At 70.2% G+C, this 20,140-nt stretch carries 13 protein-coding genes and 2 pseudogenes; 6 read left to right on the top strand and 9 right to left on the bottom strand.

What is annotated here, in order from left to right:
• Positions 1-10: 10 nt before the first annotated feature.
• From Phou_RS21440 to Phou_RS21415, 6 genes and pseudogenes are all read right to left on the bottom strand, one after another.
• The gene (locus tag Phou_RS21440) at positions 11-1,345 is read right to left on the bottom strand and encodes a pectate lyase family protein (RefSeq protein WP_173057647.1); all 1,335 of its coding nucleotides are present in this window, start codon (positions 1,343-1,345) and stop codon (positions 11-13) included.
• Positions 1,346-1,534: 189 nt separating this feature from the next.
• Positions 1,535-2,710, bottom strand: a complete 1,176-nt coding sequence (locus tag Phou_RS21435) for a Gfo/Idh/MocA family protein (protein ID WP_173057646.1) — start codon at positions 2,708-2,710, stop codon at positions 1,535-1,537.
• A 67-nt stretch (positions 2,711-2,777) separates the two neighbouring features.
• Complete coding sequence (locus tag Phou_RS21430; protein ID WP_173057645.1) at positions 2,778-4,253, bottom strand: mannitol dehydrogenase family protein; 1,476 nt, start codon at positions 4,251-4,253, stop codon at positions 2,778-2,780.
• Positions 4,244-5,524, bottom strand: coding sequence for an enolase C-terminal domain-like protein (locus tag Phou_RS21425; protein WP_173057644.1), 1,281 nt, complete (start codon positions 5,522-5,524; stop codon positions 4,244-4,246). The genes Phou_RS21430 and Phou_RS21425 overlap by 10 nt, the downstream gene beginning before the upstream one ends.
• Positions 5,521-6,930, bottom strand: a complete 1,410-nt coding sequence (gene uxaC, locus Phou_RS21420) for a glucuronate isomerase (RefSeq protein WP_173057643.1) — start codon at positions 6,928-6,930, stop codon at positions 5,521-5,523. The genes Phou_RS21425 and uxaC overlap by 4 nt, the downstream gene beginning before the upstream one ends.
• Before the next feature lie 9 nt (positions 6,931-6,939).
• Positions 6,940-8,276, bottom strand: a pseudogene (locus Phou_RS21415) (Gfo/Idh/MocA family protein).
• 233 nt (positions 8,277-8,509) lie between these two features.
• Here Phou_RS21415 and Phou_RS21410 point away from each other — a divergent pair.
• From Phou_RS21410 to Phou_RS21385, 6 genes and pseudogenes are all read left to right on the top strand, one after another.
• Positions 8,510-9,513: pseudogene (locus Phou_RS21410) on the top strand (LacI family DNA-binding transcriptional regulator).
• Between the two features lie 7 nt (positions 9,514-9,520).
• Positions 9,521-10,831, top strand: coding sequence for an ABC transporter substrate-binding protein (locus Phou_RS21405; RefSeq protein ID WP_173057642.1), 1,311 nt, complete (start codon positions 9,521-9,523; stop codon positions 10,829-10,831).
• Between the two features lie 29 nt (positions 10,832-10,860).
• Positions 10,861-11,844: a carbohydrate ABC transporter permease gene (locus tag Phou_RS21400; RefSeq protein WP_371872148.1), complete on the top strand. Its 984-nt coding sequence runs from the start codon at positions 10,861-10,863 to the stop codon at positions 11,842-11,844.
• 62 nt (positions 11,845-11,906) lie between these two features.
• Positions 11,907-12,719 (top strand): carbohydrate ABC transporter permease, encoded by an 813-nt coding sequence (locus Phou_RS21395; RefSeq protein WP_371872193.1) that lies wholly within the window; start codon positions 11,907-11,909, stop codon positions 12,717-12,719.
• A gap of 70 nt (positions 12,720-12,789) precedes the next feature.
• Positions 12,790-13,413 (top strand): hypothetical protein, encoded by a 624-nt coding sequence (locus Phou_RS21390; RefSeq protein WP_246273659.1) that lies wholly within the window; start codon positions 12,790-12,792, stop codon positions 13,411-13,413.
• An 88-nt stretch (positions 13,414-13,501) separates the two neighbouring features.
• Positions 13,502-14,791 carry an ABC transporter substrate-binding protein gene (locus Phou_RS21385; protein WP_246273658.1) on the top strand — a complete coding sequence of 430 codons (1,290 nt, stop codon included), beginning with the start codon at positions 13,502-13,504 and terminating at the stop codon, positions 14,789-14,791.
• A gap of 5 nt (positions 14,792-14,796) precedes the next feature.
• On the opposite strand, the gene Phou_RS54490 is transcribed toward Phou_RS21385, so the two are convergent.
• The 3 genes from Phou_RS54490 to cysS form a co-directional block, all read right to left on the bottom strand.
• Positions 14,797-17,478: a hsp70 family protein gene (locus tag Phou_RS54490; RefSeq protein WP_173057639.1), complete on the bottom strand. Its 2,682-nt coding sequence runs from the start codon at positions 17,476-17,478 to the stop codon at positions 14,797-14,799.
• Positions 17,479-17,571: 93 nt separating this feature from the next.
• Entirely contained in the window at positions 17,572-18,693 is a 1,122-nt protein-coding gene (gene rlmB / locus Phou_RS21375; protein WP_173057638.1) for a 23S rRNA (guanosine(2251)-2'-O)-methyltransferase RlmB, read from the bottom strand.
• Positions 18,683-20,095: a cysteine--tRNA ligase gene (gene cysS / locus Phou_RS21370; RefSeq protein WP_173057637.1), complete on the bottom strand. Its 1,413-nt coding sequence runs from the start codon at positions 20,093-20,095 to the stop codon at positions 18,683-18,685. The genes rlmB and cysS overlap by 11 nt, the downstream gene beginning before the upstream one ends.
• Positions 20,096-20,140: the final 45 nt, after the last annotated feature.

Below are 20,140 nucleotides of genomic sequence, written 5' to 3'. Positions count from 1 at the left end.
TACCTCCCGGTCACAGGCGCGCGCCGGCCAATACCAGCGTCGCGAGGGGTACGAGCGGTGCGGGAAGGACCGGCCCGTGGCGGAGGGCCGGCGTCCAGCCGGAGTCCGCGCCGAGATCCGGATCGTGCGTGGCGTTGTACTCGCCGAGCAGGCTCACCGGTCGCGGCACGCGCGAGCCACTGGCCTGCATCCAGTTGCCCTTCTCGGTGATGGCCGTGCCGCCCCAGTCGTAGAGGATGTCCTCGGCGGCGATGCCGTCGGAGAGCGCGAAGTAGTTGTTCTCCGCGTAGATGGCGGACTGGACGCCGACGCCGAGGGCGTACGAGAAGGCCTCTCCGCCCAGCTTGTAGTAGTTGTTGTAGACGTCCACCTGGCCGAAGCGCACGCGCGGCAGCCGCTGCATCGTGCCGTCGAAGACGTTGTGGTGCAGCGTCACGTTGAGCCGCCCGACGTCCGGCCCGACCGTGTTCGACGAGCCGATCAGCATCACCTTGTCGCGGCTGACGAAGCGGTTGTACGAGGCGGTGACGAGGCTGGCCGTGTGCGTGATGTCGAGCGAGCCGTCGTGCACCTGGTACGGCCGTCCGAAGTGGACCGGCTGGCCGCTGTCCGGGTTGTCGCCGTCGGTGAACGTGTTGTGGTCGACCCAGACGTTCTCACTGCGCCGGACCGACATGAGGTCGAACTGGGAGTTCCAGTTGCCCGCCTCGCCGTCGTTGGGCGACCAGGCCGGGAAGCAGTCGAACGCGTCGACGAAATTGATGTTGCGAACGATCACGTTGGGCGCCGAGTCGACCATCAGCGTGAGGTTTTCCAGCGTGGCGCCGCGCTGCCCGATGATCGTCGTATTGGGGCCGACATTGATCTGCGTGTACCGCGTCTGGTTGGCCACGGACCGCACCCGCGCCTCTTCCAGCGGGCCGCTCGGGTTGACCCGGCCCCACACCGCCGGGTCGTACGCGGCGAGATAGGCGTCCAGCGAATAGGCCGGGTCGGCGAGGTCGGCGCAGCGGCCGGGCAGTCCTTCGAACCCGTTTACGGTGCCCCGGACAATAACGATCTTCGGGGTGGCGTTGGTGCGGTTGGTCGCGTTGTCGCCGCCGAGAGCGTCGATGAGCTCGGCGCGCGTCTCGACGACGTGCACATCGCCGCTGGCGGCAGCCGAACCGCCGGTCGTGCCGGGCCCGGAGGCGGCCCAACCGTCGTTGGCCGGCAGCACCTGCCGGCCCAGCTTGAGGGTGTGTCCACTATGGCGGTCACCGCCGGCGGATGCCGCGCCCGATGGGCCCAGCGCCGCGACGAGACCGACTCCTACCGCTACAGCGGTCAATACCTTAAGTTGCATCGCACTCTCCGCGTATGCCGGTACTCGAAATAGATCTCGTAACGAAGTCGAAATCTACTTAACGAGAAAGTAGGTATTTACGCTTAAGAGTGTCAATGCCCTGCGTTTGCAGGTATGTTGCAGTAAAAGGAGGCAAGGGCGAATTACCCGGCGTCGAATTGCCGAGAAAGCTGGTGCCTCGTCCGATTTTTACCGGACGGTTTCCTCCGTGGTTTGCAGTGTGTTTTCCGCAGTTGCCGTGATGCGCACGCGATGCGGGCCCACCGCCCACGGCACCGGCAGCTCCGACAGCAGCGCCAGCTTCTCCGCCGCCTGCCGGAGCGCCGCGTTGACGCCCTTGATCGTGACTGTACGTGCCGGCGACTCGCCTTCCTCGACGACCACGTCACCGCCGAGGAATGCCGGCACGGGAGCGGAGTTGAGCACGTCGAGCACCGCCGTGAACGGCGCCGTGCGCGCCAGCGGCGCGATCAGCGAAGTGCCGTCCGCCCGGTGCTGTATGAGGTTTTCCAGAAGGTTGACGCGGCCGGGGATCTCACGGAAGTCGGCGTCTCCCGGAAGCCGCAGCCGGTCGGTCGGGTACTCGAGAATGGCGCGGCCGGCAGTGCCGTGCACGATGACCTCGCCTTGTATCTTCTCCTCGCCGCACAGGGTCACCGCGACGACGAGGGGGCGCCCGGAGGCGAGCGTGATGCGCAGGCAGGAGGTGTCGTCCACCTCGATGTCGCGGCAGCGGTAGCGCTCCAGCTCGACACCGACCGGCGGATCACCGTCCACAATGGCCAGACACTGCATCCACGCGTGTGCGAGCGGGTTGGCGAGCGCGCCATCGAGCGACGGCCGGCCGTCCACCGTGCGCTTTCCGGCCCACGGCGAGCGCCGGTAGTAGCCGTCGTCCCGCTGCCAGGCGCCGACGGTCGAGACGCCGATCACCGAGCCGATCACGCCGTACGAGATGGAGCGCTGCAGCTCCCGCAGGGCCGCCGAGCCGAGCGCCTGAAACCCGATCTGGCAGGCCCGGCCGGTCTCGCGGAGCACCTCGGAGAGCGCGCGGTGCTCGGCGACCGAGAGGACCGGCGGCTTTTCCAGCAGGACGTCCGCGCCCGCGCGGAGTACGTCCGTGGCGATCGGGAGGTGGGTGTGCGGCGGGGTGCAGATCACGACCGCGTCGGGCGCCACCGCGCGGAGCATCTCGCGGTGGTCGGTGAAGTGCGGTGCCGCGTCCGGTCCGGGCTCGATCTCGCGTACGTCGACGAGGGCCGCCAGCTCGACCACGCCGGTCGCCTGGAGCGCGGCGATCTGCCGCCGGTGCCACCCGCCGTGCCCGTTCGCCCCGATCAGGGCCACCCGTGCCGCAGCGCTCATGGCCGCCCTCGCATCGCCGCGGGCGGCCGTGCGGCTCGAATGGGACCGCGCCCGATGAATCGCTGGCTCATCGCAGCTCCAGTAGTACCGGCTCCACCCCGTGCCGCTCCAGTGCGCTCAGCCAGCCGGCGACAAGCTCGCGCACGACGCCGTCGGCGGCAAGCTCGTCGGGAAACACCTCGCTGAGGCCGAAGAGCGCGTCGACCACGCCCTCCGGGGTGGGCTTGCCTTCGGCCAGCGCGGTACGGATCCGCTCGGCGAGCGGGTCGTCGAGCGGCAGCGGCTGGCCCGCGTCGCTCTCACCCTGCACGAAGCGCATCCAGGCGGCCAGCACGAGCGTGCCCCACCTGGGCGCGGCGCCGGTCGCGCGGCGGTCGGCGATCGTGTGCAGCACGCGCTGCGGCAGCTTCTGCGAGCCGTCCATCGCCACCTGGATGGTCCGGTGGCGGATGGCCGCGTTCGCGAAGCGCTCCAGCACCGAGTCACCGTACTCGACGACCGATACGCCGTCCGGCGGGCTGAAGCTGCCGGCCACGTCCTCGGCCACGAAGCGGCGCAGCATCGCGGACATGCCGGGGATCTCCAGCGCTTCCGAGATCGTCTCGCGCCCGGCGAGCGCACCCAGGTACGCGATGGCGGAGTGCACGCCGTTGAGCGAGCGCAGCTTGAGCCGCTCCCACGGGCTGGCGTCGCCGGTGAGCACCGCGCCGGCCCGTTCCCAGGCCGGGCGGCCGGCCGGGAAGTCGTCCTCGATGACCCACTGCTGGTACGGCTCGGCGGCCACCGCGGCGCGGTCGGAGACGTGCAGGACCCGTTCGGCGGTGGCCAGCGTCTCGGCCGTGGTGGCCGGGACGATGCGGTCGACCATCGTGCCGGGGAATGTGACGTTTTCGCGCACCCACTCGACGAGCGCGTCCTCGGTGCCGCCGTACTCGAGGGCCTGCGTAACGAGGCCGCGCAGGCGCTTTCCGTTGGACGGCAGGTTGTCGCAGCTGGCCAGCGCGATCGGGCCGGCGCCGGCACGGGCCCGCGCGATCAGGCCCCGCACCAGCAGGCCGGGCACGGTCGCCGGCGGGCCGTCGCCCACGAGGTCGGCCGCCACGGCCGGATCCGGTCGCAACCGGCCGGTCGCGGGATCCATCTGGTACGCCTTCTCGGTGACCGTCAGCGTCACCACCCGGATCGCCGGGTCGGCGAGCAGCGCGACCACGGCCATCGGATCGCTGGCCGCGTGGCGGACGCCGGCGAGGGCGCCGATCACGTGAGTGCGCGCCTCGTCGTTGGACAGCGAGGTGACGCTGAAGAGGTTGTCCTGCTCGGTGAGGCGGTCGAAGACCTCGGTGCTGCGCGGCGCCACGCCGACGATGCCCCAGTCGCCGCCGGCCTCCGCGACCGCCGCCTCGGTGAACACCGCCTGGTGCGCCCGGTGGAACGCGCCGAGTCCGAGGTGGACGATCCCCGCGGGCACGGTGCCGGGCCGCACGCGGGGGCGGCTCTCCACGGGTACCTGCCGGAGGGTCCCAAGGCCCAGCCTCATCGCCATGCCGGCCCCTCCGGGAAGCTGTACTCCGCGATGGAGGCGGGCTTCATCGTCGCGCTGTAACCCGGCTCGGTGGGCAGCAGATAGCGGCCGCCGCGGGTGCGCACCGGGTCGGTGAAGTGCTCGTGCAGGTGGTCGACGTACTCGACCATGCGCCCTTCGAGCGAGGTGCCGACCCGCAGGTAGTCGAAGACGGCGAGGTGCTGTACCAGCTCGCAGAGCCCGACCCCACCCGCGTGGGGGCAGATCGGCACGCCGAACTTGGCGGCCATCAGGATCTCGGAGAGCACCTCGTTGACCCCGCCCACGCGGCAGGCGTCGATCTGCATCACGCCGATCGCCTCGGCCTGGAGCAGCTGCTTGAAAATGACCCGATTGGCCGCGACCTCGCCGGTGGCGACGCGTATCGGTGCCACCGCGCGCTGGATCCGGGCGTGGCCGAGCACGTCGTCGGCGTGCGTCGGCTCCTCGATCCAGTACGGGTCGAACTCGGCGAGCCGCGCCATGTTGGCAATCGCCTCGTCGACGTCCCACACCTGGTTGGCGTCCATCATCAGCAGCGCGTCCGGTCCGATCTCCTCGCGGATGATCCGGGCGCGGCGCACGTCGTCGTCGATCGGGCCGCCGACCTTCATCTTCATCGCGCGCCAGCCTTCGGCGTACGCCTGCTGGGTCAGCGCCCGCACCTTGTCGTCCGGGTAGCCGAGCCAGCCGACCGACGTCGTGTACGAGGGGAAGCCGTCCCGTTCGAGCTCGGCGCGACGATCGTCCAGACCCGACAGTCCCTTGTCGAGGATCGCGGCGGCCTCGTCGGGCGTGAGCGCGTCGGTGATGTGGTGGAAGTCGACGTTGCTGACGAGCTCCTGTGTCGGCATCTCGGCCAGCAGCTGCCACAACGGCTTGCCTTCGAGCTTGGCCCGCAGGTCCCACACGGCGTTGACGATCGCGCCGGTGGCCATGTGGATGACGCCCTTCTCCGGGCCCAGCCAGCGCAGCTGCACGTCGGCCGAGAGCGAGCGCCAGAAGGCGACCGGCTCGGCGAAGATGTCGTCGACCGAGCGCCCGACCACGTGGTGGGCCAGGGCCCGCACGGCGGCGCAGGTGATCTCGTTGCCGCGGCCGTTTGTGAACGTGAAGCCGGCCCCCTCCACCCCGGCGTCCGTCTTCAGGGACACATACGTGGCGGAGTAGTCACCCCGGTTGATCGCATCGGATCCGTCGCCGGCGTCCGCGGTCGGAAACCGCACATCGTGTACATCAAGAGCGGTGATCACAGTCGGAAGATCCCCTTGGGCAGTCGGTAGGCCAGGTCGACGATGGTCTCGGCCGCCTCGTCCAGCGGCAGGCGGTGCTCGGCCACCAGCCGGGCGAGGAAGCCGGCGTCGACCCGGCGGGCGACGTCGTGACGCACCGGGATGGAGCAGAACGCCCGGGTGTCGTCGACGAAGCCGGTGGTGTTGTAGAAGCCGGCGCTCTCGGTGACGGCCTCGCGGAAGCGGCGGAGCACTTCCGGGGAGTCCAGGAACCACCAGGGAGCACCGAGGTACATGGCCGCGTAGCCACCGGCGAGCGGGGCCAGCTCACGGGTGAACGTGTCCTCGTCCATCGTGTAGACGACGAGGCGCAGGCGCGGGTCGTTGCCGTACGCGGACAGCAGCGGCTCGAGCCCGTGCACGAAGTCGACCGCCTGCGGGATGTCGCCGCCGACATCACGGCCGTTCTTCGCGTAGAGCCACCGGTTGTGGTTGCGCACCGCGCCCGGGTGCAGCTGCATCACCAGACCGTCCTCGATGGACATCCGGGCCAGCTCGACAAGCATGTGCGCGCGGAACGCCTCCGCCTTGGCCGGGTCGCCCCCGCCGCGCAGGTGTGCCTCGAAGAGCGCTGTCGCCTCGCCCTCGTCGAGCATCAGCGTGCGTGCGGTCAGGTGGCCGTGGTCGGAGGACGTGGCGCCGGCCGCGATGAACGCCTCCCGCCGCTTGCGCAGCGCGGCGAGGTACCCGCCGTAGGTGGCGGTGTCCTCGCCGGTCATCTCGCCGAGCCGGGCGACGTTGCCGGCCCAGTCCTCAAACTCCGGGTCCACGACGTTGTCCGGGCGGAACGTGGTGATGACCCGCCCACCGGGACCGCCCCAGCCGTCGGCGGCGAGCTTCGCGTGCCGGCCGAGGTCGTCCAGCGGCGACTCGGTGGTGGCCAGGACCTCGATGTTGAACCGCTCGAAGAGCGCCCGCGGGCGGAACTCCGGCTCGGCCAGTTTCGCGGCTATCGCGTCATACACCTGGTCGGCCGTGCCCGGCCCGAGCGGCGTGGTCACGCCGAAGACCTCGCGGAACGTCTCCTCGAGCCACAGCCGCGACGGGGTGCCGCGGAAGAGGTGCCAGTGCTCGGCGAACCGCCGCCAGATCGTCCGACCGTCCGTCTCGTACGGCTCGCCGTCCAGCGTGCGCACGCCCAGCGAAGAGGGCGGCACGCCCTGGCTCAGCAGCATCCGCGTGACGTAGTGGTCCGGGCAGATGATCAGCTGGGCCGGGTCGGGAAACGGCGCGTCGTCGGCGAGGATCGTGGGGTCGACGTGCCCGTGCGGCGAGATGATCGGCTGGTCCTTCGCCTGGGCGTACAGCTCCCGGGCGATGGCTCGCTGCGTGGGTTCGGACGGAAAGAGCAGGTCGGCTCGGGTCACGTCGGGCTCCTAATCCACGGTGAGGAGGTCGGCGGTGAGGAGGTCGGCGACCTGGACCGGCAGACCGGTCTCGAACGATCGGTTGGCTGCCAGCCCGGTGAGCAGCGCCAACGCGCCGTCGCGGGCACTCGCCTCCCGGCCCATCGGGTCATTTTCGCCGCCGAAGAGCACCGCGGTCATCCGGGCGTCCGCGCCTCCGTGGCCTTCGCGCGTGTGTCCGGGTACCTGCACCTCGCGCGGCTTGTCCCAGAACGGGTGCACGGTGATCCTGGCCGAGCCGTCCTCGACCGCCGCCTCGGCGCCATGCAGCGCGCCCTTGACGCCCTTCGCCCCGGCCGGGCTGACGAAGTCGTTTTCCACCACGTGCAGCTCCACCCGACCGCGGCTGCCGTTGAACATGACCCGGTAGCCCTCCCACGGCGAGTACGCCGTCAGGTGGTAGGTCATCGTGGCGCCGTTCGTGTAGCGGGCGAGCACCGACATGTCGTCTTCGATCGTCACGCCGGGCGCGAAGACGTTCTGGTCGCGGTGGTAGCCGTCCTCGGCCTCCGCCTCCAGGTAGAGCGCGCGCAGGTGGGGGTTTGCCGCCAGATCGATCGCGAACGGGTCGTCCGCCGCCTCGGGCGAGCCGTGCGCGCGGTCGTAGCCGCGCGCGTACCCGTGGCGCTGCCCGGCCTCGCCGTAGAAGAAGAGCCGCCCGTAGGCCATGACCTCGACGGGCGCGGCGCCGAGCCACCAGTTGACCAGGTCGAAGTGGTGGCTGGCCTTGTGCACCATGAGGCCCCGGAGTTGGCCTTGTCACGGTGCCAGCGGCGGAAGTAGTCAGCACCGTGCCGCACGTCGAGCAGCCACTCGAAGTGCACCGAGCCGACCTCACCGATCTCGCCGGAGGCGAGCACCTCGCGCACCTTCTCGTGCAGCGGGTTGTACCGGTAGTTGAAGGCGACGGTCACCTGGCGCCCGGTCTCCTCCACCGCGTCGAGAATGCGCTGGCACCGGGGCACGTCGGTGGTCATCGGCTTTTCGGTCACCACGTCGCACCCGGCCTGCAGCGCGGCCACGATGTACTCGTCGTGGGTGCGGTCGACGCTTGTCACCAGCGCGACGTCGACCCGCTCCTTGTCCAGCATCGTGGCGAAGTCGCTGGCCGGATACGTTGGCACGGCGGCCGCCCCCGCGCTGGTCAGCCAGGCGTTGTGCGCATCCATCCGGGCCTGGTTGACGTCGGCGAATGCGACGAGCTCGGCGTGGTCCGCGTGGGCGAGCAGCGACCGGACGAACATCTCCGCGCGGGAGCCGGTGCCGACGAGGGCGTAGCGACGCCGCCGCGGCGCTTGATCCGGCATCGAGCATCCTCTCTGGGTATGCAAAGGTTTGCAGACGCAAGGTGCCACGGGGAGCCCAGAGGAGTCAACGCTCACTGCCAAATGTCCAGGTATGTCGCCTTCGACGCCTGAAGCAAGCGCTTTCCAACGGCTCCGTCGTAACGAACCCGCAATCTAAGCCCGTTGACACGTGAGCAACCGTTTGCATTAATTGGCCCACCTGAGTGACCGGTGACACACGGAGAGGAGTGCGCGTGCCAGCCACGATCCGCGACGTCGCGCGTGCGTCGGGAGTGCACATCTCCACCGTGTCGCGCACGTTCTCGGCACCGCATCTGGTCAATCCGGAGACCCGCAGCCGCGTGCTCGCCTGTGCCGAGCACCTGGGCTACCGGCCAAACCGGGCCGCCCGGGCGCTCATCACCGGCCGCACGCACAACATCGGCCTGATTGTCGCCGACATCGCCAATCCGTTCTTCCCGCCCCTGATCAAGGCGGCGGAGAGCGCCGCACGCCACCGCGACTACCACATCTTCGTCACTGATACGAACGAGGATCCGGCGGTCGAGGAGGAGCTCGTCCACGCCCTCGCGAAGCAGGTCGACGGGGTGCTGCTCTGCAGCCCACGCATGAGCAACAGCCTCATCGAGCAGCTCAGCCGCGAGGTGCCGCTCGTCGTCATCAACCGGCAGGTCACCGGCCTGCCGTCCGTGGTGATGGACGTCGGCCAGGGTGCCCGCCTCGCGGTGGAGCACCTGACCGGTCTCGGGCACCGCCACATCGCCCTGCTGGGCGGCCCGCGGGGTTCGTGGACCAGCCGCGAGATCCGCCGCGCCGCCACGGCAGCGGCGCGCACAGCCGACGCGGAGCTCACCGTGCTCGGCCCGAACCAGCCCACCGAGCACGGTGGCATCGGCCAGGCGGAGCACGTGCGCCGCCTGGGTGCCACCGCGGTGCTCGCCTACAACGACCTCATGGCGATCGGCCTCATCGAAGGGCTCGACTCGCTGGGGTTCGGGTTCCCGAGGAGGTCAGCATCGTCGGCATCGACGACATCTCGCTGAGCCGCCTCACCCGGCCCAAGTTGACGACGGTGGCCAATCCCACCGGGGCCGCCGGCCGGGCGGCCGTCGACATGCTGCTGCAGCACGGCGACGACCGTCGCACTACCGCACAGGTAACGCTCCAGACCGAACTGGTGATCCGCGACTCGACAGGCCCAGCACCAACGGGCAAACCGCACACTGTCAAGGAGTGACTCGAGAATGCACCCCCCGTTGCGTACGCACCGACGCCGCCTGCTCCGCGGGCTCGTCGCGGCGGCCATCGCAGTACCGCTGGTTCTCGGAGCCGCAGCATGCGGCGACGACGAGGGCGGCGGCAGCTCCGCCGACCCCAACGCCCCGGTCCGCCTCTCCGTCTTCTACTGGGGCAGCGAGGCCCGCGCCAAGCTGACCGAGGAAGCGCTCAACGCCTACAAGGCCAAGCACTCGAACGTGGAGTTCGAGGTGACCTGGCAGGCCAACCAGGGCTACGCCGACAAGCTGGCCACGCTCGCCGCCGGCGGTGACGTGCCCGACCTGTTCGCCCTCGACGACAACATGCTCTCCGACTTCGCCACCCGCAACGTGACCGCGGACCTGACGGAGTACAAGGGCAACAAGATCGACGTTTCGAAGTTCCCGCCCAGCCTGGTCGAGTACGGCACGGTGGACGGCAAGCTTGTCGGCATCTCGGCCGGCGAGAACACGCAGGGCCTTGTCTACAACAAGACGCTGCTGACCAAGAACGGCCTGCCCGAGCCGACCACCGGACAGACCTGGGAGCAGCACATCGACTGGGCCGCCCAGGTCGCCGCGAAGACCAAGGTCCCCGGCACGCAGGACCCGAGCGCCGACTACAAGGCGTTCTGGGTGTGGATCCGCCAGCAGGGCAAGGACCTGTACAGCGGCAAGCAGCTCGGCTTCACCGCCGACGACCTGGCCAAGTGGTTCACCCTCTGGAAGGGCGCGCGCGATAAGAAGGCCACCCCGACGCCGGACGTCATCCACGAGGGCAACGTCACCGACATCAGCAAGCAGCTCGTCGTCACCGGCAAGGCGGCCACCTCGTGGGTGTGGGCCAACCAGATGCCGGAGCTGAAGAAGAACACCAAGGACGAGCTGGGTGTCGTGGCCTACCCGGGTGACCCGAGTGGCCAGTGGGCGCGCTCCTCCATGTACTGGAGCGTGGCTCGCAGCAGCGACAAGAAGGACACCGCGATCGACGTCATCAACTTCCTGGTCAACGACCAGGCGGCGGTCAACATCCTGGGCACCGACCGCGGTCTTCCGTCCAACATGGACCTGCGGACCGCGTTCGCGAGCACCGTCAGCGACGCCAACATGAAGCTCTCGATCCAGGTCGAAAACGACCTCGCACCGAAGTTCGGCAAGGCGCCGCAGGTACCGCCGAAGGGGCACAGCACCTTCCGGTCCGAGCTGGTAAAGGCCGCGGAAAACGTCCAGTTCGGCAAGGCGACGCCGGAAAAGGCCGCCGCCGACCTGATCGCCGTCGTCCAGCCGAAGCTCGGTTAGCCCCCACAGGTACTGAGAGGAGTTCGCTCGTGGCGTTGACCACGGCGGAACAGCCGTCGGTGCGCGCGAGCCGAGCCCCCGGGATCCCCGCCAAGCGGCGGGGGTCCCGGCGTGGCCGGCGAAGCGAGGCAGCGGCGGGTTACGTCTTCCTGTCGCCGTGGCTGCTCGGCCTCATGGCCGTCACCGCGGTGCCGATGCTCCTGTCGCTCTACATCAGCTTCACCAACTACGACATCCTCAGCCCGCTGAGCGAGGTCGAGTGGGTGGGGTTCGACAACTACAAGCGCATGTTCACAAACGACCCGTCGTACTGGCGGTCGGTGACGGTCACGGTCTCGTTCGCGCTGATCGCGGTGCCCCTCAAGCTGGCCGTCGCGCTCGGCGTCGCGCTGCTGCTCAACCGGGCGTGGCGGGGTGTCGGCCTCTTCCGGGGCCTGTTCTACCTGCCCTCACTCATCGGCGGCAGCGTCGCGCTCGCCATCGTCTGGGTGAACATGTTCAACCGCGAGGGCGCCTTCAACGGCTTCCTCGGCCTCTTCGGCATCGACGGCAAGCCGTGGGTCAACGACCCGTCGTGGGCGCTGGAGACGCTGATGGTGCTCGCCATCTGGCAGTTCGGCGCGCCGATGGTGATCTTCCTGGCCGGGCTCAAGCAGGTGCCGACGGAGCTCTACGAGGCCGCCTCGGTCGACGGTGCCGGCCGGTTCCGCCAGTTTCGCAGCGTCACGCTGCCGATGCTCTCGCCGGTCATCTTCTTCAACCTCGTGCTGGAGACCATCAACGGTTTCCAGGGATTCACCGCGGCCTTCGTGCTGAGCAACGGCACGGGCGGCCCGGTCGACTCCACCCTGATGTACACGCTCAACCTCTACATCAAGGGCTTCACCGACTACGAGATGGGCTACGCGTCGGCGATGGCGTGGGTGTTCCTGCTGGCGATCGGCATCATCACCGCCGTGTTCTTCACGACCGGGCGGTTCTGGGTGCACTACTCGGATGGAGATGACCGCTGATGGACGCCCCCTCGATAACGGTGTCCCGCCGCCCTTCCGGAGTCGCGCGCGGCGTGGTGCGCATGCTGGTGCTCATCGCGATTCTCGGCATCGTGCTCTACCCGCTTGTCTGGATGGTCGGCACGTCGCTCAAGTCGCAGCCCGAGATCGCGAGCAACACCGGCCTTCTGCCGGAGGAGTTCACGCCGCGCAACTACACCGACGGCTGGAACCACTTCGACGTCAGCTTCGCGCGGTTCTTCCTCAACAGCACGATGGTGGCGCTGCTGACCGTGGTCGGAAACGCCTTCTCCTGCCTCGTCGCCGCGTACGCCTTCGCGCGGCTGCGGTTTCCGATGCGCGGCTTCTGGTTCGCCATCATGATCGGCACGCTGCTGCTGCCGCAGCACGTGCTGACCGTGCCGCAGTACATACTGTTCAAGCAGTTCGGCTGGGTGGGCGGCGACTGGCCGTACGTGCCGCTGCTGGTGCCGCAGTTCCTCGCCACCGAGGCGTTCTTCGTCTTCCTGATGGTCCAGTTCATGCGCGGCATCCCGCGCGAGCTCGACGAGGCGGCGAAGATCGACGGCGCGAGCCCCTTCGGCATCTTCCGCTACGTGATCCTGCCGCTCAGCCGCCCGGCACTCGTCACCACCGCCATCTTCTCGTTCATCTGGACCTGGAACGAGTTCTTCCGGCAGCTGGTGTACCTGTCCGACCTGAAGGACTACACGCTGCCGGTGGCGATGACGCTGTTCATCGACTCCAGCGGGCAGAGCTCGATCGGGCCGATGTTCGCGATGTCGGTGCTGTCGCTACTGCCGGTGTTCCTGTTCTTCGTCGCCTTCCAGCGCATGCTGGTCGAGGGCATCAACACGAGCGGCCTCAAGGGTTAAGCGGAGTCGTGAGCCTACGGGCATCGACCACAACGGCGGACGAGCGCCGAACGACGAAGCGAGGTAAGCGATGACCACCGAAGCGACCACGGAGGCCGAGGACCAGCAGCGGATGGTGCACGGCGGGTGGCTGGACACCGTTCGCAACGCCAGCGACCTGGCGCTGCTCGGCATCCTCGTCACGGTCGGCTCGCTCGGCGTCGTGACGGCCGGCGCGGCGGTGGCGGCCGCCAGCGCCGCCGTGCACGACTGGTCCGCGGACGAGCGGTGGCCGGGGGTCCGCGTGACCCTCGGCCGCTTCGCCCGCGGGCTGGTGCCGGGCATGCTTCCCGCGCTCGTGGCGGCCATCGGCGGCGGCCTGCTCGTGCTCAACCTGGCCGCGATCACCCGCGGCGTCGTGCCCGGCGGCGTCGCAGTCGCCGTACCCACGCTGCTCATCCTTGTCGCGGCCGCGGGCCTGGCCGGCCTGACGGTGGTCGAGGTCGGGCGGACCGGCGGGGTGGGGTGGCGCGCCGCCGCGAAGGCGGCGCTGGCCGACGGGCAGCGCAGGCCGGCAGCGGTGCTGGCGTGCGCCGGCGTGGTCGCCCTTGTCGCGGCGCTGGGCATGATGATCATTCCGGTACTGGTACCGGTGCTCGGCGGCTACGCCATCCTCGCCATGCACGCGGTCGCCCGCCGCCTCCCGGCACGTTGAGAAGGACGCCGAAAGAGGCACGGCCCTGATCATGAGTCGTCCGTACGGCCCTCCCACCGGGAGGAATCGCGCCCTAAGGTCGATATCCGTGCGGACTATCGGGATGCGCGCGATCGGGTGCCTGGCCGCGGCGGTGTTGCTCGCGGCGAGCGGGTGCAGCGGTGACTCCGGCGAAAGCCAGGTCCAAGATCAGAAGGTCGAGATCAACATCTTCTGGTGGGGCGGCGAAAAGCGGGCCCAGATCACGGAGAAGGCGCTCGCCCTCTACACCTCCCGGCATCCCAAGGTCACGTTCAAGACGCACTGGCAGGGCAACCAGGGGTATTACGACAACCTGGCCACCCAGGCCGCCGGGCCGGACGGGCCCGACCTCTTCCAGATCGACGACAACTACCTGACCGAGTACGCCGACCGGAAGGTCACCCTCGACCTCACGCCGTACGTGACGAGCGGCGCGCTCGAGATCGGCAAACTCCCCGACAGCCTCGCCAAGTACGGGCAGGTCGGCGGCCGGCAGGTGGGCGTCGCGAGCGCCGAGAACACGCCGGCGATGGTCTACAACCGCACGCTGGTACGCAGCCTCAACCTCCCCGAGCCCACGGTCGGCATGACGTACGACCAGCTCTTCGAGTGGGCCACGCAGATCACCGAGGCCACCAACGGCCGCGTGGCCGGCACGATGGACCCGTCCGCCGACTACAAGGCGCTGTGGCTGTGGCTGCGCGGGCAGGGCAAGGAGCTGTACTCGGGCAAGCAGATAGGCTTTACCGCCGCCGACCTGACCACCTGGTTCGAGATGTGGCAGACCGCGCGCGACACCGGGGCCGCACCCGCCCCGGCGGTGATCAAGGAGGCCAACGGCGGCGACGTGACCAAACAGCTGGTCGCGACCGGCCGCGCGGCGACGAGCTTCATGTGGTCCAACCAGCTGCCCGAGCTGCAGGGCAACACGAAGGACGAGCTGGCCCTCGTGTCGTACCCCGGCGACCCGAAGGGTCAGTGGGCGCGCGCTTCGATGTACTGGTCCGCGTTCCGCGGCACGCGCCACCCCGATGTGGTCGTCGACGTGATGAACTTCCTTGTCAACGACCCGGAGGCGGGCAAGATCCTGGGCACCGAGCGCGGTCTCAGCCCGAACACCGACGTCCGCAAGGTGGTCGGCGACTCGCTGACCGACCCCACCGCCCGCGCCACGATCGACTTCGAAAACGCCATCACCCCCCGCTTCGGCGCCGCGCCCGCGCCGCCGCCGAAGGGGCACGCGAAGATCCGCTCCATGCTGACGGCGGCCGCGGAGAGCGTGCAGTTGGGCCGCCGGTCACCGAAGCAGGCCGCGGAGCAGTTCCTCAACCAGGCGAACGGCACGCTCGCCACCTGAGGTCGCTATTCGCGGGCGAAGCGGGCGACCAGGAAGTCCTTGGTGCCGGCGCAGACGATGTACGTGGTGTTCCACGAGCAGCTGTCGGTCTTCACGTCCTTCAGCTGGCCCATCTCGATCACGTCCTTCGACCCGACGTGCAGGCCGGCCACGCTGTAGTCGTCGGCGACGCTGGAGATCTCGTTGAAGAGCAGCAGGTTGCCGGCGTCGACGCGGCCGACCGCACCCTCCCGCTCAAGGATCTTGTTGCCGTCCGGGTCGAAGATGCGGAACAGGTAGTCGCCGCTCGTCGACCGCGCCACGACCTGCTGGTCGAAGTGGATGAGGAGGTCGGCGTCCGGCGCCTCCTTGCGCCACAGCTCGCCGCCCTTTTCCAGATCGATCGCCACCAGCGAGGTGGACTTGCTGTCGGAGCCGACCGATTCGAGCAGGCATGCCCTGTGCTCGCCGCACATGGCGAGGACGTCGAGCTGGCGGCGGTCGTCCGGTGCGGTGTACAGGTTGGCCGGCTCGCCCATCGTGTCGAGGTTGTACGCCGCCAGCCGGTACCCGTCCTCGGCCGTAGCCACCAGCAGCCGCCCGTTGTAGGCCACCACGTCGTCGTCCGGGTCGGCCACGTTGGTGCGCTTCTTCTTCTCGCTGCCGTCGGCCGCGTCGATCACGGTGGCCGAGCGGTCGGCGCCGATCTGCACGAACCGCTGGTCGTCGTCGGTCACCGGCGCGAAGGGGCGGCCGCTCGAGTTCGCCGGGCCGGAGACGTCTTCGATGCTCTGCACCGGGTACACAGCCGTGCCGGTCAACCCTTCCGACTTGCCCGGGTTTTGCCGCTCCCACCGGACGGTGCCGGTCTTCATGTCGAGCCCGAGCAGCCGCTGCTCGCTCGACTGGACGAGCACGAGCACATCCTTGAACGGGTACACGACGTCGTTGGGTCCGATCAGCCGGTGCCACAGCTGCACCCCGTCGGCCGGGTTGTGCACGACCATGTCGCGAAGTTCGGTGCTGGAGATGCTGCTGCTCTGAAACGCGATCACCGCGTTGGGCAGGGCGCTGATCCCGTCCCACCGCTCGGCGGTGCTCAGCGTCTGCACGCGCCAGGCGACGCCCGCTGTCCTGGTGTCCACCGCGATGATCTCGAGCCGGCCGTCGTCCTCCCGCTCGTACGCCAGGTAGGCCCGGTCGCCCACGATGTCCGTGTAGACGTAATAGGGCTGGTCGTCGGCGCTCGGGATGCGACCCACCTCGGCCACCGGCTGGAAGTCGACCTCGTCGCCGGGCAGCAGCACAAGCGCGCCGGCCACCACCACACCGAGCAGCGCCGCCGCCGCCGCGGCGATCCACAGGACCGGCCGCTTGTACAGCGGGCGCCGCGCTGCCTGTGGTCCGGGCGGCGGGACGAACGGACCGGGTGGGGTGGGCGGACCCGCCGGGGCGGGTGAGACGGAGGCGCCGGGCACGGCGGAGACCGGCGAGCCGGAGGGCGACACCGGGATCGAGGAGACCGGCAGGCCCGGCCCGCTCGTCGGCACCGGGCTCGGTGGCGCCGAGGTGACCGCGGCGGTCGCGGCCGGCACGCTGGCCACCGCCCTCGTGCGCGGCGGGGCTAGCTCGGCGAGCGCGCCTTCGGCGACCGGCAGCTCGGGCTGCTCCAGCACGGTCGGTGCGATGCCCAGCTCGGCGTGGAGCAGGCGGGCCACGAGCGGCACCCGCGACGACCCGCCCACGAGGAAGAGGCCGGCGAGCTGGCTCGGCGTGAGGCCGCAGGCGCCGATCACGGAGGCCGCCTCGTAGACGCCGCGGCGCAGCAGCGGCGTGACAAGTCGCTCCAGCTCCTCGCGGGTCAGGTGGACGGCCTGGTCCAGACCGGGGACGGGCACCGGCGCCGCGGCGGTGCGCGAGAGCATCTCCTTCGCGCCGCGCACGTCGTCCCAGAACTGCCGCCGGCTGCGCCACTGCGCCGCGCTCACCGGATGGGCCAGCGCCTGCCACGCCTGCGGGTGGGCGGGAGCGAGCACGCGGCCGAGGTGGTCGACGAGCGCCGCGTCGATGTCGAGCCCGCCGAGCTCCGCGACGCCGCCCGAGCCGATGACCGCGAACCCGTTGCCCTCGTTGCGGACGACCGCGATATCCAGCGTGCCGCCGCCGAAGTCGAACACCCCGAGCGAGGCGCCCACGGGCACCGGACGGCGCAGCACCTCGGCGAAGTAGCGCGCGGCGGCCACCGGCTCGGGCACCAGCCTGGTGCCCTGCTCGCCGGCGGGTGGCCAGCCGGCCCGGACGATCGCCGCGCTCAGCACCTCGCGACGGCGCGAGCCCCAGGCGGCCGGGTAGGTCACCACCGCCGGGGGCAGGAAGCCGACCGCCTCCACCGCGGTACGGGCGACCGCCCCGAGCACGGCCGCGAGCAGGTCGGCGGTGGGCACCTCGCGCCCACCGAGCAGCACGCCGGGCTCGTCGATGCGGCGCTTGGGGTTTGGCTCGTAGCGCGAGGGGTCACCCTGGGCGAGCCGCTGGGCGTCCCGGCCCACGTGCAGGCCGCCGTCGTCGAGGAAGACGGCGGACGGCGTGATCGGCTGGCCGTCGAAGAGCAGCGGCCGGGTGCGCCCGTCCGGCCAGCGCAGGACGGCGACCGTGTTGGACGTGCCGACGTCGACGCCGAGCGCGTAACCGCCGTCCGGGCCTGCCATCTCTGCCGCTCCTCACGGGGGTGAGGGGATCCCCGGCCAAGCATGTTACGGGGGCGGCGCAGCCTCCCCGCGCCTGCTGGCCGGCGGCCGGCCTCAGCCCGCCGCGCGGCGGCGGGTGATCTCCGCGAGCGCCACGGCGGCCGCGACGCTCGCGTTGAGCGACTCGACCGTGGAAGCCATCGGAATGCTGACCCGCAGGTCACAGGTCTCGCCGACGAGCCGCGACAAGCCACGGCCCTCGGAGCCGACGACGACCACCACGGGGCCGACTGCGGCCTCCAGGTGGTACACGTCGGTCTCGCCGTCCGCGTCGAGCCCGACAACGACGAAGCCGGCCCGCTGGCAGGTCTTGATGGCCCTGGTCAGGTTGGTCACCTGGGAGACCGGGAGGCGCGCCGCGGCGCCCGCGCTGGTGCGCCACGCCGTCGCGGTCATCCCGGCGGCCCGCCGCTCGGTCATGAACACGCCCTGCGCGCCGAACGCCGCCGCCGAGCGGATCACCGCGCCGAGGTTGCGCGGGTCGGTCACGCCGTCGAGGGCGACGAGCAGCGGTGCCGCCGACTCCGCGGAGGCGGCCAGCATGTCTTCGAACGGCTCGTACGAGTACGGCGGGACCTGCAAACCCACGCCCTGGTGCAGCACGCCACCGGTCATCCGGTCCAGCTCGTTGCGGCTGACCTCCAGCAGGGGGATGCCCCGGTCGGAGGCGGTGCGGACGAGCTCGTTGACCCGGTCGTCGATGTCGAGGCCGAGCGCCACGTACAGCGCGGTGGCCGGCACGTGCGCGCGCAGCGCCTCGACCACCGGGTTGCGCCCGACGAGCAGCTCGGGCGTGCCCTTGGCCGGGTTGGACTTGCGGCCGGGGGACACCTTTGGACCGCTGCGTCGACCAGTCGCCCCGCCGCCACCGGCGCCGCGCTTGATCGGCTTCATGCCCTTGGTGCCCTTGCCCCACGTGGTGTCCTTGGTGCCCGGCATGCCGATCTTGGGAGCGCGCCCCTCCTCGGCGGCCGCACGCCGCTCCTTCTCCTGCTTCCACGCGGTGCGCTGGGGCAGCTTCTCGGTCCCCGAGTACCCCTTGTGCCACGGCCGCTCGTCGGCCGGGAGCGTGCGCCCGCGGCCGGCGAGACCGTCACGGTTTTTCCCGCCGGACCCGGCGGTCGCGCCCTTCTTCGGGGTGACCCGCCGGCCCCGCCGCTGCGAGTTACCGGCCAACGTCGACCGTCCAACGCGGTCCTGCGGGCGTGTCCTCCACGATGACCCCTGCCTGCTTGAGCTGATCGCGCACCGCGTCGGCGGCGGTCCAATCCTTGCGCGCCCGGGCCTGCGCGCGCTGGTCGAGCGCGAGGGCGACGAGCGAGTCGACCACCTCCTTGAGGTGACCGTCACCGCCACGACCCCAGGCCGGGTCGAGCGGGTCGATGCCGAGCACATCGAGCATCCCGCGCACCGCGCCCAGCGCGTCGCGGACCGCGGCCTCGTCGCCCGTGTCGAGCGCGGTGTTGCCGTGGTGGACCACCTCACGCAGGCTGGCCAGCGCCGCGGAGGTGTTGAGGTCGTCGTCCATCGCGGCCACGAATCCGGCGGGCAGCTCGCCGGCCGGCACCGGGCCGACCCGCTCGACGGCCCGCTGGACGAAGCCCTCGATGCGCCGCAGGGCGACCGCCTTTTCCCGCAGGCTCTCGTCGGTGTAGTCGATCCGCGAGCGGTAGTGCGACTCAAGCAGGTAGTACCGCAGCTCGATCGGGCGGATGCCCATCGCGGCCACGTGGTCGAGGTCGATGACGTTGCCCAGCGACTTGCTCATCTTGGCCTCGCCGAGGTTGAGCAGCGCGTGGTGCACCCAGAAGCGGGCGAACGGCATGCCCGCCGCGCGCGACTGGGCGATCTCGTTTTCGTGGTGCGGGAACGTCAGGTCGAGCCCACCGCCGTGGATGTCGAACTCGGCACCGAGGTAGCGCCAGCACATCGCGGAGCACTCGATGTGCCAGCCCGGACGGCCGCGACCCCACGGCGAAGGCCAGGTGGCGTCGGCGGGCTCGCCGGCCTTCTGCCCCTTCCACAGCGCGAAGTCGTTGGGGCTGCGCTTTGCCCGCGCCGGCCCGTCGTCGGGGTGCTGCATCGCGTCGGGCTGCTGGCCGGAAAGTGCTCCGTACGCCGGGTAGGAACGCACGTCGAAGTAGACGTCGCCGGAGCCGTCGGCCGCCACATACGCATGGCCGTCGGCGATCAGCTTCGCGATCAGCTCGTGCATGTCGGGGATGTGCCCGGTGGCGCGCGGCTCATAGGTCGGCGGGAGCACGTTGAGCGTCCGGTACGCCGCGGCGAGCACGACCTCGTTCGCATACGCGATGGACCAGAACGGCCGCCCGTACTCGATCGACTTGGCGAGCACCTTGTCGTCGATGTCGGTGATGTTGCGGATGAACGTCACCTCACTGCCGCCGCGCAGCAGCCACCGGCGCAACACGTCGTAGTTGACACCGGAACGAAGGTGGCCGATATGGGGCTCGGACTGCACGGTGAGGCCACACAGGTAGATCCCCACCCGGCCGGCCTCACGCGGGACGAAGTCCCGCACCGATCTGGTGGCGGTGTCATACAGGCGTAGCGTCACCGTACAAGGGTACCGACCCGGAAAGTCCTGTACTCGTAGGCTCAC

The sequence above is a fragment of the Phytohabitans houttuyneae genome, from assembly GCF_011764425.1.
GTDB lineage: Bacteria > Actinomycetota > Actinomycetes > Mycobacteriales > Micromonosporaceae > Phytohabitans > Phytohabitans houttuyneae.
Note: the sequence above shows the minus strand (reverse complement) of the source record. Positions and strands in the feature narration are given on the sequence as shown.